A 12882-nucleotide genomic window follows, 5' to 3' on the forward strand; every position below is an offset into this window, starting at 1 on the left:
CCCCCCCCCCCCCCCCCCCCCCCCCCCCCCCCCCCCCCCCCCCCCCCCCCCCCCCCCCCCCCCCCCCCCCCCCCCCCCCCCCCCCCCCCCCCCCGACCGGTCACGTCAGGACCCGGATCTCCGTCACCCCTCGTCAGGAGCCCTGTGGACGTGCTCCAGGGCGTCGCCCAGACGTTCGCGGGCGCTGACGCCGCACCGGTCCTCCAACGCCTCCCGCAGCACCTCGCGGTCGTCGAAGGGCAGGATCTCGCCCTTGACGTACTGACCGGTCTCGTGGCCCTTGCCCGCGACGACGATCACGTCGCCGCTGCGGGCCCCGGCCACGGCCAGGCGGATCGCCTCGGCGCGGTCGAGTTCGACCGTGACCCGCGCGCGGGCCTCCTCGGGGACCTTGGCCACCCCCTCCAGCATCGCGGTGGCGATCGTGACGGGGTCCTCGCTGCGGGGGTTGTCGTTGGTGATGACCAGGTGGTCGGCCAGGCGCGCCGCAGCCTCGCCCATGAGCGGGCGTTTGGCGCGGTCGCGGTCGCCGCCGCAGCCGACGACCATGGTCAGCCGTCCCCGGGTGGTGGTGCGCAGGGAGGTCAGGACCGCCTCGATCGCGCCCGGTTTGTGCGAGTAGTCGACGATCGCGGTGAAGTCCTGGAGCGCGCTCGGCACCTCGCGGACGACGACGGGCTCCATGCGCCCGGGCACGCCGGGCGCGGCGGCCACGCCGGCGATGGCGGTCTCCAGGGGCAGGCCCGCCTCGACCAGGCCGACGATGGCGGCCATGGCGTTGGAGACGTTGAACGGCCCGGGCAGGGCGACGGAGGCGTCGGCCTCCATGCCGCCGGGGCCGACGATGCGGAAGGTGCTGCCGGTGGCCCCGAGCCGGACGTCGACGGCGCGCCAGTCGGCCGCCGTGCCGCCCGCCTCGGGAGCCGCGTCGGAGAAGCCGTCCACCCCGAACGTGGTGACGGGAACGACGCCGTCGCCGCGGACCATGTCCACGAGGGCGCGGCCGAACCGGTCGTCGGTGTTGACGACGGCGATGTCGCAGTACTCGGGGGTGAACAGGCGCGCCTTGGTCTCGAAGTAGTCGCGCAGGTCGGAGTGGAAGTCCAGGTGGTCCTGGGACAGGTTGGTGAAGATGGCGACGTCGTAGCGGGTGCCGCCGACCCGGCCCAGGGCGAGGGCGTGGCTGGAGACCTCCATGGCGGCGGCGGTGACGCCGCGTTCGCGCATCACCGCGAACAGGCCGTGCAGGTCGGTGGCCTCGGGGGTGGTGAGCGAGGAGGCGACGCGCTCGTCCCCGACGCGCATCTCGACGGTGCCGACCAGGCCGGTGCTCATCCCGGCCCGGCGCAGACCCGACTCGACCAGGTAGGTGATCGTCGTCTTGCCGCTGGTTCCGGTGGTGCCGACCAGGAGCAGGTCCCGGGCCGGTTCGCCGAAGACCCATCCGGCCGCGGTCCCGAGCGCGGCCCGGGCGTCCGGGACGACGAGCACCGGCAGCCCGGTGGCCGACGCCCGCTCGGCCCCGTCTGCGTCGGTGAGGACGGCGGCGGCTCCCGCCTCGGCCACCTGGGCGGCGAAGTCGGCCCCGTGGGCGCGCGTGCCGGGCAGGGCGGCGTACAGGTCGCCGGGGCGTACCCGGCGTGAGTCGTGGGTGATGCCGCGGACGTGCACCTCCTCGCCGGGCACCTCGGCGGTGTCGTCGGCGCCCGGCCCCGGGCGCAGCAGTGTGGCGTCCGGCCCGAGCAGCGTCGCGAGGGCGGACAGCGGACGGAGTTGGGTGTGTTCAGGTCGCATTACCGGTGGCACGTGTGGAGGTTAACGGCTGTGGACGACCGCTCGGTAATTTCCACGCTGCGTTCGGCGCGGTTTCTCCGCGTGGGCGTTTCTCCCAGGTTACGCCGGGTGCGCGCGCGGGAGGCGGGCCGTAGCCGCTCGGTACGGTGAGGGGGACGCGGGGAGGGGCCCATGGACCGAGGCGTGGTGGGCGGGCGGCCGCTGGTGCTGGACGGCGGACTGGCGACGCGGTTGGAGGCCTACGGCCGCGACCTGGGCGGCGGGCTGTGGTCGGCGCGGCTGCTGGCGGAGGAGCCGGAGCTGGTGCGCCGGGTGCACCGGGACTACTTCGAGGCGGGCGCCGACGTGGCGATCGCCGCCGGGTACCAGGCGACCGCGGCGGCGTTCGCGGCCCGGGGGTTCGGCGCGGCCGAGGCCCGGGCGCTGGTCGTGCGCTCGGTGGAGCTGGCGCGCGCCGAGCGGGACGCGTTCGGGGCGGGGCTGGTCGCGGCGGGCGTGGGTCCCTACGGGGCGGCGCGGGCCGACGGGTCGGAGTACACCGGCGACTACGACCTGGACGAGGACGGGCTGGTGCGCTGGCACCGGGAGCGCTGGGAGCTGCTGACCGGCGCCGGGGCCGACCTGGTGGCGTGCGAGACCATCCCGTCTCTGGACGAGGCCAGGGCGCTGGCCCGGCTGTTGGGCGGGACGCCCGGGGTGCGCGCGTGGATGAGCTTCTCGTGCGCGGACGGGGCGCGGATCAGCGACGGCACACCGATGGCGGAGGTCGCACGGGAGCTGGCGCCGTTGCACGCCGACGGGAGGCTCGTGGCGGTCGGGGTCAACTGCACGGCGCCCCGGTTCGTGCCGTCCCTGGTGCGCGCGGTGTCCGCCGCGGGGCTGCCCGCGGTCGCCTACCCCAACTCGGGCGAGGTGTGGGACGCCCGGCGCCGTCGGTGGACGGGCACGGGCGACCCCGGGACGTTCGGGGCCGCCGCCGTCGGCTGGTGCGCGGCCGGCGCCGTGCTCGTGGGCGGGTGCTGCCGCACCGGGCCGGAGCACGTGCGCGCGATCCGCGCCGCGGTGGACGGGATGTCCTAGGGCGCCTCGTCCTCGAAGAGGCGGACGGCGGGCGGTTCGGTGTCCGTGGGCGGGATCCGCATCGACCGCAGCGCGAAGGACATGATGTCGTTGAACACCGGGCCGGCCGCCTCGCCGCCGTAGTAGGACTCCTGCGGGTTGTGCAGGACCACCTGGACGACCAGCTCGGGGTCGTCCGCGGGGGCGAACCCGGCGAACGTCGCGGTGTAGGCGCCGCGCTCGTAGCGGCCGGTCTCGGGGTCGATCCGGTTGGCGGTACCGGTCTTGCCCGCCACCCGGTAGCCGTCGATGCGGGCCTGGGGCGCGGTGCCCTCGTCGCTGGTGACCGCCTCCAGCATCAGCGCGAGCTGTTCGGCGGTCTCCTCGCTGACCACCCGGCGCCGCTCGCCCGCCTCGGCGGCGGTGAACTCGCCCTCGCTGTCCACGGTTCCGGCGACGACGCGCGGCTCGGCCCGCACCCCGCCGTTGGCGATGGTGGCGTACACCGACGCCATCTGCGCGGCGTTGACCGACAGGCCGTGCCCGATGGACACCGACGGCAGCTGGGTGCCCCACCAGTCCTCGGGGTCGGTGAGGATGCCCGCCTCCTCGCCGGGGAGCGCGAGTCCGGTGGGCTGGCCGAGGCCGAACCGCTCCAGGTACGAGTGCAGGACCCCCGCGCCGACCTGGTCGGCGATCTGGATGGTCCCCACGTTGCTGGACTGGGCCATGATGCCGTTGACCGTGAGCCGCTGGGTCCCGCGGTTGCTGGAGTTGCGGAAGGTCTGGTCGTAGTACTGGATGGCGTAGGGCACGGTGTACACGGTGTCGGGGGTGGTGACCCCCTCCTCCAGTGCCGCGCCCATCGTGATGACCTTGTTGGTGCTGCCCGGTTCGAAGGTGTCGTGGACCGCGCCGTTGGCCCAGTCCTCCGGGCTGGCGTCGGAGATGTCCTCCTGGGAGTAGGTCGGGTAGTCCGCCATCGCGAGGATCTCGCCGCTGGGGCGCATGACGATGGCGCTGCCGCCCTCGGCGCCCAGCTCCTCCACGCGCTCCGCCAGGACCTGGGCGGTGTACCACTGGAGGTCGCGGTCCAGCGTCAGGCGCACGTCCTGGCCGGGGACGGGCTCGCGGACCAGGCCGCCCGCCATGGGGATCTGGGTGCCGTCGCTGCCGACCTCGACCTGGCGCTTGCCCTGCTCTCCCGCGAGGGTGGAGTCGAGGTAGCCCTCCAGGCCCTCCAGTCCGTAGCCCTCGGAGCCGACGAAGCCCACGAGGTCGGCTGCGCCGGTCCCGTCGGGGTACACGCGGCGGTAGTCGACCTGGGAGCCCAGGCCGGACAGGCCCACGTCGCGCAGGTCGGCCCAGTCGCGCGGCAGCACGTCGGTGGCCACGACCTGGTAGCGGCTGGGGCGGGCGTCCACGCGTGCGGCGACCTCGTCCTCGTCCAGGCCGAAGCGGGTGACGAGTTCGTCGACGAGCTGGTCGCGCTCGCCCTCCTCGACCTCCTCGGGGTCGACGAAGACCGTGCGCACCTCCACCGAGAGCGCGAACGGGTTGCCGTCGGCGTCGGTGATCTGTCCGCGCAGTGTGGGGATGTCGATGGTCTGGAGCCGCAGGTTGGCCGCGGCCTCGGCGAAGGTGTCGGCCTGGAGGCCCTGGATCTGGACCAGCCGACCGGCGAACAGCAGCAGGATCACGACGATCAGCACACCGCCGGCCTTGACGCGCTTGAGCGGGTCGCCGCGGCGGAAGGTCCGTCTGAGCAGCGGTGGGGGCGGCGGGGCGGCCCGGTGGCCCTCCCCGGCGCGTTCTCGGCGGGCGCCCTTGTCCGGGCGGCCCCCGGAGCGGGTGCTGGCGCTGGGCCGACCGCCCCCGGCGGGGCGGCTGGACGACTTGCGGGGGCGCTTGTCGGGCCGCGACCCCGACCGTCCCGTCGCCCCCGGGCGCTGGGGGCCGCGCGAGCCGCGGTCACGCGACGGGCTCACTCGGCGCTCCCGGTCCCGCCGAGGACCTCACCGCTGTCCCGGTCCAGGAAGCGCGGGGCCTCGTCGGGCTGCTCCATGCCGAGTTCCTCGGCCTCCTCGGCGATGCGCTCGGAGCTCTCCAGGTGCGCGACCCGGTCCCGCCACTGCTGCTGCGCGTAGGCCAGTTCGCGGTTCTCGGCCTGGAGCCGGGTGATGGTGAAGGCCTCCTGGGCGATGACGCTGCGCAGCACGAGGAGGCTGACCAGCGCTCCGGCGAGCAGGCAGAGGATGAGCAGGACGAACGGGATGCGCGGCGCGCGCCCCTGTCCGGCCGCGTCGCGGGCGGCCGGCCCGGCCCCGCGCTCACGGGCGCCGGATCGGGCCGCCCGCGTCCGCCCGGCGCCCTCGCCCCGGTCGGGCGCGCGGCGCGTGTCCGTACTCGAACTCATCTGCTCTCCTACCGCTCTACCGCGATGCCGCGCGTACGCGTTCGGCCGCACGGAGGCGGGCGGACTGGGCGCGCGGGTTGCCTTCGATCTCTGTGTCCGTGGGCAGTTCCGCACCCCGGGTGAGCAGCCGCAGCTCCGGCTGCCGGTCGGGGAGCGGGACCGGAAGGTCGGCGGGGGTGGTGTCGGTGGACAGGGCGGCCAGCGCTCGCTTGGTCATCCGGTCCTCGAGGGAGTGGTAGGACAGCACGGCGATCCGACCGCCGACCGCCAGGCGGGAGATCGCGGCGGGCAGGGCGCGTTCGAGGATGGACAGTTCGGCGTTGACCTCGATGCGCAGGCCCTGGAAGGTGCGCTTGGCGGGGTGGCCTCCGGTCCGGCGGGTGGCGGCGGGGATGGCCGTGCGGACCAGTTCGGCCAGTTCGCGGGTGGAGGCGATGGGGGCGCGTGCGCGCTGCCGCTCGATCGCGCGGGCGATGCGGGAGGCGAAGCGCTCCTCGCCGTAGGTGCGCAGGACGTGGGTGAGCTCGGCGACCGGGTAGGTGTTGACGACGTCCGCCGCGGTGAGGTCCTGGGTGCGGTCCATGCGCATGTCCAGGGGGGCGTCGTGCGCGTAGGCGAAGCCGCGGTCGGTCTCGTCGAGCTGCGGCGAGGACACCCCGAGGTCGAGCAGGACGGCGTCGGCCTCGGCGGCGCCCGCCTCGTCCAGGGCGCGCGGGATGTCCGAGTAGACCGCGTGCACGAGGTGGGTGCGGTCGGCGTAGGCGGCGAGGCGCTTGGCGCTGCGCTCCAGTGCGGTGGTGTCGCGGTCGACGCCGACCAGCCGGGCGGTGGGGCACGCCTTGAGCAGGGCCTCGGAGTGGCCGCCCAGTCCCAGGGTGCCGTCGACGAACACGGCGCCGGGGCGGCTGAGCGAGGGAGCGAGCAGCTCCACGATCCGGTCGAGCATGACGGGGACGTGCAGGGGGTCCAGACCCGCCCTGGCCGCCGCGATCCTGGCCGCGATGTCGTCGTCCGGGCCCTCGTGCCTCCGGGTGTCCCCCATGCGGTGCCGTTCCTCCACGCTGTCGCCGTCTCCCCCTGAAGTCTCCACGCGGACGCACGGGATCGTGCGTCGCGCGGTGTCCTCGGCGTGGCCCGACCGGGTTCCGGCCGGACCTCGTCCGGACACGGCCGCTATTGTCCACCTTTCGGCGGACTCGCGTTGACGACCTGGCGCCGGGGAAGTCGCGCCAGCTCGCCCGTGCCGCGTCCGCGGGTCCGGCCGGACCCCGGCTTGCGAGGGTGTGGACTGTCGTGCCGGTCACACCGGCGGCCGTCGCCGGGTTCACAGCACCCCGGGCAGCACCTCCTCCGACAGACGCGCGAAGGCCTGCTCCTGCTCGGCCTCGTAGTCCGACCAGGCCCGCGCGGCCCAGATCTCCAACCGCGTGTTGGCGCCGATGACGACGCACTCGCGGTCCAGGCCCGCGTACTCGCGCAGCTTCGGCGGGATGGTGATCCGGCCCTGCTTGTCGCAGGACTCGTCGGACGCGCTGGCGAAGAGGACCCGACCGTAGTCGCGAACCGCCTTGGCGGTGACCGGGGCGGAGCTGAGCGCGTCGGTGACGCGCCGGAACTCCTCCAAGGGAAAGACGTAGAGGCAGTGCTCCTGGCCCTTGGTGATCACCAGCCCCCCCGACAGATCGTCGCGGTACTTCGCCGGAAGGAACAGCCGCCCCTTCTGGTCGAGGCGAGGCGTGTGCGTGCCGAGAAACACAGCGCCACCTCCCTCACCCCGTGGTGGGGACCTCACTCTCCCCACGCTGCCCCACCTTACTCCACTCTTCCCCACCGTCAACAGCGCCAGCCCGCGACCGCAGTCGAATCCGGCAATGAAACCGCAGGTCAGAAGCGTGCAGGTCGGGTGGGGCGCCGTGTCGTGTCCTGGCGGTTCCTCCGCGCCGGCGTCGCCTCCGACCGGAACGCGCGGGCACGTGGGGCGAACCGGAACGGGGGCGCGGGCGTCTGAACGGACACGGATCGGAAGGTGTCACCCGGGGTCTCACATCCGACCTCTCCGACCTGGGACGGAGCGGGGTGATTCCGGCACTTTGGTTTGCAATCACTTCGAATGGGCCTAGCCTCGGAGCGACACCGACACACGGAGCCAGGACGAGCGGGAGGGGTCTCGTGTCACTCGGCACACACCACGGCGGTCACGGGGGCGGCGTCCAGGCGGACGTCGGCGAGATCGTCGGCGTCGCCGACCGCGTCCGCCACGCGATCGAGACCGTCATCGAGGGCAAGCCGGAGGTCCTGCGCGTCGCGCTGACCGTCCTGCTGGCCGAGGGCCACCTGCTCATCGAGGACGTGCCCGGCGTGGGCAAGACGATGCTCGCCAAGGCTCTGGGCCGGGCGGTCGACTGCTCGGTGCAGCGGATCCAGTTCACGCCGGACCTGCTGCCCAGCGACATCACCGGCGTGAACGTCTACCACCAGGACCGGCACGAGTTCGAGTTCAACCCCGGCCCGGTGTTCGCCAACATCGTGCTGGGCGACGAGATCAACCGCGCATCGCCCAAGACCCAGGCCGCCCTCCTGGAGTGCATGGAGGAGCGCCAGGTCAGCACCGACGGCCAGACCCGCCGGCTCGAACGGCCGTTCATGGTGGTGGCCACGCAGAACCCGTCGGACATGGAGGGCACCTACACCCTCCCCGAGGCCCAGAGGGACCGCTTCATGGCCCGCGTCTCGGTCGGCTACCCCGCGCCCCAGGCCGAGCTGGACATGATCGACGCGCACAGCGCCCACTCGCCCCTGGACGGCCTGGCGCCCGTCACCAACGCCGCGAACATCCGCGACCTCGCCGACCGGGTGCGCTCGGTGCACGTCGCCCCCGGCATGCGCCGCTACGTCGTCGACCTGGTCAACTCCACGCGGACCAGCCCCGAGCTGCGCCTGGGCGCCTCACCGCGCGCCACCCTGCACCTGGTCCGCGCCGCCCGCGCCTACGCCGCCCTGGACGGGCGGCACTACGTCGTCCCCGACGACATCCAGGCGCTGGCCGTGCCGGTCCTGGCGCACCGGCTGCTGCCCGGCCCCGAGGCGGGGATGGGGCGCCTGTCGACCGAGCAGATCGTCGCGAAGCTGGTCTCCCGCCTCCCCGTCCCCGGCCCGCAGTGACCGCTCACGGCGCCCCGGCCCCGGTCCACGAGCCGCCCGCGGCGCGGTCCCCGACCCGGCGGACCCTGACTGTCCGCGGCTGGTTCATGCTCGTCTTCGGCCTGGCCGCGCTCGTCGTCGGCTTCGTGATGGGTCAGCGCGAGATCGTGGGACTGGGCGCGCTGCTGACCGCCGTGCCGCTGGTGGCCGTGCTCACCCTGATCGGGTCGGTGTCGCGGGTCGTGCACAGCCGCGCCGTCGTCCCCGCGCGGGTCCCCGCCGGACACGACGCGCGCGTGCTGGTGCGGATCGGCAACGCCTCGTCCGCCTGGCCGGTCGCGTCGGTGTTCGTCGAGGACGGCCTGCCCGTCCCCCTCGGCTCCCGGCCCCGCTTCACCGTCGGCTACCTGCGGCCGCGCGCGGTCCGCGACGTCTCCTACCTGGTGCGCCCGGCCGTGCGCGGCAGGTACCCGATCGGCCCCCTCGTGGTCAGCGTCTCCGACCCCCTGGGCTGTGTGCGCGTCACCCGGGTCGTCGGCGCTCCCTCCTCGCTGCTCGTGACGCCGCCGACCGTCCCGCTGTCCCCGCTCGGCCCCGCCGGGGGCTTCCAAGGCGAGGAGTCCCCCCGCCGTGCGATGGCCGGCGCAGGCGAACAGGACCCGATCCCCCGCGAGTACCAGCACGGCGACGAACTGCGCCGGGTGCACTGGCGGTCCACCGCCAAGCACGGTGAGCTGATGGTGCGGCGCGACGAGCAGCACTGGCGCGAGGACTGCGCGGTCCTGGTCGACACGCGGCTCCGGGCCCACCGGGGACACGGCCCCGCCGGATCGCTGGAGACCGCCGTGAGCGTCGCCGCCTCGGTCGCGGTGCACCTCGTCGACCACGGCCACGAGCTGCGGCTGTACACCGAGTGGGGGCGGGGCCGCTCCGCCTCGGCCTTCGGAGTCCTCAACGACCTGGCCGTGGCCCAGCCCTCCGGCGTCCCCGGCCTGCTGACCGGCGTCGACATGCTCACCGCCCACCGGGGCGGCTCCCCCAGCCTGGTGGTGGCGGTCCTCGGCGCGGTGTCCGCCGACGAGGCCGCCGCGCTGGCGCGGGTCCGCGGCGCGCGCGTGGCCGTGCTGTGCGCCCACGCCGCCTGGCCCTCCCCCGACACCCTCCGCGGCGCCGACGAGATCCTGAGCGCGTCCGGGTGGCGGGTCCTGACCGTCTCCTCGCCCACCGAGCTGCCGCCGCTGTGGCAGCGGGCGACCGCCCCCGCCCTGTCCCCGGCGGCCGGGCCGACCACCCTCCGGGAGGGTCCGCGTTGAGAGCCCTGATGCCCCTGGCCACACTGTTCAGCCTGGTGGCGGCGGTTCCGCTGCTCGGCACGGTCGTGACGGGCACCGGCTGGTGGGTTCCGGCCGTGGTGATGATGACGGCCGTGGCCGGGGCCTCCGCGCTCTACCGGCTGAGCGGGTGGACCTCCCTCGCGGTGCCGTTCCTCCAGATCCTCGTGGCCGCGGTGCTGCTGACGCCGCTGTTCGTCGCCGACACCGCCGTTCTCGGGCTGATCCCCACCCGGGAGACGCTCCCCGCTCTGGGCGATCTGTTGAACGAGGGGGTCGACGCGATCAACGTGAGCGCCCCGCCGGTCACCGGAACCCCGGGCGTCGCGCTGATCGTCGCGCTGGCCCTGGCCGTGCTCGTGGGCGCCGCCGACTTCCTCGCCGTGACCGCGCGCTGCCCCGGCATGGTCGGCGCCCTGCTGGTCGCGTTGCTGGCGGTCCCTTTGGTGGTGCACGACGGGGGGGTCACCGCCGGGGCGGCGGTGAGCGCGGCGGTCGGATTCCTGGCGCTGTTGGCCGTGGACATGTGGCTGCGCGGGCGGGAGTGGGGGATGCCCGTCCCCGACCCCGCCGCCCGGGTCCCGGGCGGTCTGTGGCGGGCGGCGGCCGTCACCGTGTCCGTCGCGGCGGCCGTGCTGGTGGCGTTGGCGGTGCCGCTGGCGGCCCCGTCGCTGGGGACCGGTGCCATCTACGGCGCCGCGAACGGGTCCCCCTTCGGCGACGGCCCGACCGACACCACCACGACGCACCCGCTCGTCTCCCTGAACCGCGACCTGAGCTCGGACTCCGACCGCACGGTGCTCACCTACACGACCGACGCCGAGGAACCCGACTACCTGCGCATGTACGTGCTGGACGAGTTCGACGGCGTGAACTGGACGATGTCGCCGGTCGGCGCCACGCGCGACACCCGGATGACGGACGAACTGCCGCTGCCGACGGGCTGGACGGCCGAACCGGACGGCGCGACCTCGACCACCCGCGTCTCCCTGGACGCCGAAGCGCCCAGCATGGACTTCCTGCCGGTGCCCTACTGGCCCCGCTCGGTGGACGTGTCCGGGGAGTGGTACGCCGACCCCGACAGCCTCATGGTGTTCACCACGGACGCGCCGCGCACCGGACTCAGCTTCACCGTCGAGTCGGCGACGCGCACGACCTCGGTCGACGCCCTGGCCGACGCGGGGAACGCCCGGTCGGTGCCCGACGCCTTCCTCGACCTGCCCGCCGGCGTGGATCCACGCGTGGAGGAGCTGACCCAGGCGGTGACCAGCGGCGCGGGGTCGCCGTACGAGCGTGCGCTCGCCCTCCAGGAGTTCTTCAGGGACGGGTCGTTCGACTACAGTCTGACGCCGCCGCCGGTCCCCGAGGGCGTCGACCCGCTGGCCCACTTCCTGTTCGAGGACCAGGTCGGCTACTGCCAGCAGTTCGCGGGCACCATGGCGGTGATGGCGCGGCAGGCCGGCATCCCCGCCCGCGTGGCGACCGGCTACACCGCAGGGCAGCGGATGGGCGACGGCCGGTGGGCCGTGTCCTCGGGCGACGCCCACGCGTGGCCGGAGCTGTACTTCGAGGGCGTCGGCTGGGTGCGGTTCGAGCCGACCCCGGACGGCGCCGGGGGGCAGGGGCAGGGGACCGCGACGGTGCCCGACTACACGAGCGGGGAGTCCGGCGGCGCCCCCACGGACGAGCGCACGGACCCGGAGGGCGAGGAGTCCGAGAGCCCGGAGTCCGAGCCGTCCGCCACGGCCGGGCCCGAGTCCGACGGCCCCGAGGAGAGCGCGGCGCCCGAGTCCGGGGAGGAGGACGGGACGGCCGCGGCCTCCGGTTCGGATGCGGACGCGGGTTCCGTCCCGGTGTGGCTGCCGGTCGCGGGGGCCGTTCTGGCCGCGGTGCTCCTGGCGGCCCTGCCCGCCCTGGTGCGGATCGCGGTGCGGGGGTCGCGGACGGCCGCCGTGGCGGGGGGCGCACCGGTCCCCGCGGCGCACGCCGCCTGGCGGGAACTGCGCGACACCTGCCTGGACCTGGGGATTGCCTGGGACCTGGCGGAGAGCCCTCGGGGCACGGCCGAACGCCTGGCGCCGCGGGGACCGGTCCCGGACGACGTCCGGGCCGCGCTGTGGCGCCTGGCCCTGGGCGAGGAGTCGGCGCGCTACGCCCCCGAACCGGCCGTGATGCCCGGGGCTCGCGAGGACCTGGCCGCGGCGCGTGCGGGGTTGGCGGCGGCCAGTGGTCGGGCCGCGAGGGTCCGGGCACTGCTGCTGCCGCGGTCACTGGCCCCGTGGAACCGCCCGCGACCGGACGCCCCGCCGGTACCGACCACGGCCTGAGCGACGGACGGACGAGCCCCCGGCCCGCGCGGGCCGGGGGCTCGTCCGCGCACACGGGTGCGCTCCGGTCCCGCCGGGGCCTCGGTGGACGGCGCACGCGAGAAAGCGGTGGAGCCCACGCGTCCACGTGGACCCCACCGCTTCCGTGCTCGTCGTGCCGTTCCCGGTGGCGGGCGCGTCGCTCCGAGAGGCGGGAGCCTGGGCGCCGTCCGGGAAGGGACTACTCCTCGCCCTCCTGGCGGCGGCGCCAGCGCTCCTCGAACCTGTGCATCATGCCCGGGCGCGCGCCCTTGCGCTTCTGCTTGGCGTCCGCCGCGGGCGCCGCGGTCTCGGCTCCGCCTCCGGCCGCCTTGCGCCATGCGTTGGCCCCCCACAGGAAGCACGCGAGCATGACGATGAAGCCGAGGACGCTGATGAGTACCTGCATGACCGGATTACCGATCAGGAGGCCCGCCAACAGCAGAACGACACCGATGACGAATCCGAGTACGGCCTTGATGATCCAGCGCTTGTAATGGACCGCGGGGTTCGTTTGCCGAACGGTGTTCGCGAACTTCGGGTCCTCGGCATACAGCGCCCGCTCGATCTGGTCGAGCATGCGCTGCTCGTGTTCAGAGAGCGGCACGGCGCCTCCCTACGACAGTCCCCGGTTGGGGTGGCGGGTACTGATGAACAGTCTCTCGGTCAGTGGTATGCCCAGAATACGGCGCGCTAGCGCCTACTGGAAAGAAAAGCTGTGTGACCACCTGACCCACTGGGGTCCCGGTACCCACACTCCGTATCGGAAACACCGGCTTCCATGCCTCTCTGCCTA

10 protein-coding genes are annotated in these 12882 nt (G+C 74.4%); 4 read left to right on the plus strand and 6 right to left on the minus strand.

The window, feature by feature from the left end; all coding sequences use genetic code 11:
- Positions 1 to 123: 123 nt before the first annotated feature.
- Positions 124 to 1794 (minus strand): UDP-N-acetylmuramoyl-L-alanyl-D-glutamate--2,6-diaminopimelate ligase, encoded by a 1671-nt coding sequence (locus ACIBFB_RS02695; protein WP_397225464.1) that lies wholly within the window; start codon positions 1792 to 1794, stop codon positions 124 to 126.
- A 171-nt stretch (positions 1795 to 1965) separates the two neighbouring features.
- Here ACIBFB_RS02695 and mmuM point away from each other — a divergent pair, with 171 nt between their 5' ends.
- A complete protein-coding gene (mmuM, locus tag ACIBFB_RS02700) occupies positions 1966 to 2874 on the plus strand; it encodes a homocysteine S-methyltransferase (protein WP_397225466.1) in 909 nt (302 codons plus the stop codon).
- On the opposite strand, the gene ACIBFB_RS02705 is transcribed toward mmuM, so the two are convergent.
- The 4 genes from ACIBFB_RS02705 to mraZ all read right to left on the minus strand — a co-directional run bounded on the left by ACIBFB_RS02705 (position 2871) and on the right by mraZ (position 7025).
- Complete coding sequence (locus ACIBFB_RS02705; RefSeq protein ID WP_397225468.1) at positions 2871 to 4841, minus strand: peptidoglycan D,D-transpeptidase FtsI family protein; 1971 nt, start codon at positions 4839 to 4841, stop codon at positions 2871 to 2873. The genes mmuM and ACIBFB_RS02705 overlap by 4 nt on opposite strands.
- Positions 4838 to 5269, minus strand: coding sequence for a hypothetical protein (locus ACIBFB_RS02710; RefSeq protein WP_397225470.1), 432 nt, complete (start codon positions 5267 to 5269; stop codon positions 4838 to 4840). The genes ACIBFB_RS02705 and ACIBFB_RS02710 overlap by 4 nt, the downstream gene beginning before the upstream one ends.
- 16 nt (positions 5270 to 5285) lie before the next feature.
- The gene (gene rsmH, locus ACIBFB_RS02715; protein ID WP_397226388.1) at positions 5286 to 6311 is read right to left on the minus strand and encodes a 16S rRNA (cytosine(1402)-N(4))-methyltransferase RsmH; all 1026 of its coding nucleotides are present in this window, start codon (positions 6309 to 6311) and stop codon (positions 5286 to 5288) included.
- 282 nt (positions 6312 to 6593) lie between these two features.
- On the minus strand, positions 6594 to 7025 hold the full coding sequence (mraZ, locus tag ACIBFB_RS02720) for a division/cell wall cluster transcriptional repressor MraZ (protein ID WP_397225472.1): 432 nt from the start codon (positions 7023 to 7025) through the stop codon (positions 6594 to 6596).
- A gap of 413 nt (positions 7026 to 7438) precedes the next feature.
- Here mraZ and ACIBFB_RS02725 point away from each other — a divergent pair, with 413 nt between their 5' ends.
- The 3 genes from ACIBFB_RS02725 (at position 7439) to ACIBFB_RS02735 (ending at position 12068) form a co-directional block, all read left to right on the plus strand.
- Positions 7439 to 8431: an AAA family ATPase gene (locus tag ACIBFB_RS02725; RefSeq protein ID WP_397225474.1), complete on the plus strand. Its 993-nt coding sequence runs from the start codon at positions 7439 to 7441 to the stop codon at positions 8429 to 8431.
- A gap of 86 nt (positions 8432 to 8517) precedes the next feature.
- A complete protein-coding gene (locus tag ACIBFB_RS02730; RefSeq protein WP_397226390.1) occupies positions 8518 to 9723 on the plus strand; it encodes a DUF58 domain-containing protein in 1206 nt (401 codons plus the stop codon).
- Between the two features lie 8 nt (positions 9724 to 9731).
- Positions 9732 to 12068 carry a transglutaminaseTgpA domain-containing protein gene (locus tag ACIBFB_RS02735; protein WP_397225476.1) on the plus strand — a complete coding sequence of 779 codons (2337 nt, stop codon included), beginning with the start codon at positions 9732 to 9734 and terminating at the stop codon, positions 12066 to 12068.
- A 220-nt stretch (positions 12069 to 12288) separates the two neighbouring features.
- Here the strand turns inward: ACIBFB_RS02735 and ACIBFB_RS02740 are convergent, their stop codons facing one another.
- Positions 12289 to 12693 (minus strand): DUF3040 domain-containing protein, encoded by a 405-nt coding sequence (locus tag ACIBFB_RS02740; RefSeq protein WP_397225478.1) that lies wholly within the window; start codon positions 12691 to 12693, stop codon positions 12289 to 12291.
- Positions 12694 to 12882 lie beyond the last annotated feature (189 nt).

The organism is Nocardiopsis sp. NPDC050513 (assembly GCF_044457925.1).
Classification (GTDB): Bacteria; Actinomycetota; Actinomycetes; order Streptosporangiales; family Streptosporangiaceae; genus Nocardiopsis.

Coding starts and splice junctions, on each gene's coding strand:
- ACIBFB_RS02695 (WP_397225464.1), bottom strand. CDS start 1,794: ATGCGACCTGAACACACCCAACTCCGTCCGCTGTCCGCCCTCGCGACG.
- mmuM (WP_397225466.1), top strand. CDS start 1,966: ATGGACCGAGGCGTGGTGGGCGGGCGGCCGCTGGTGCTGGACGGCGGA.
- ACIBFB_RS02710 (WP_397225470.1), bottom strand. CDS start 5,269: ATGAGTTCGAGTACGGACACGCGCCGCGCGCCCGACCGGGGCGAGGGC.
- rsmH (WP_397226388.1), bottom strand. CDS start 6,311: ATGGGGGACACCCGGAGGCACGAGGGCCCGGACGACGACATCGCGGCC.
- ACIBFB_RS02730 (WP_397226390.1), top strand. CDS start 8,518: ATGCTCGTCTTCGGCCTGGCCGCGCTCGTCGTCGGCTTCGTGATGGGT.
- ACIBFB_RS02735 (WP_397225476.1), top strand. CDS start 9,732: ATGCCCCTGGCCACACTGTTCAGCCTGGTGGCGGCGGTTCCGCTGCTC.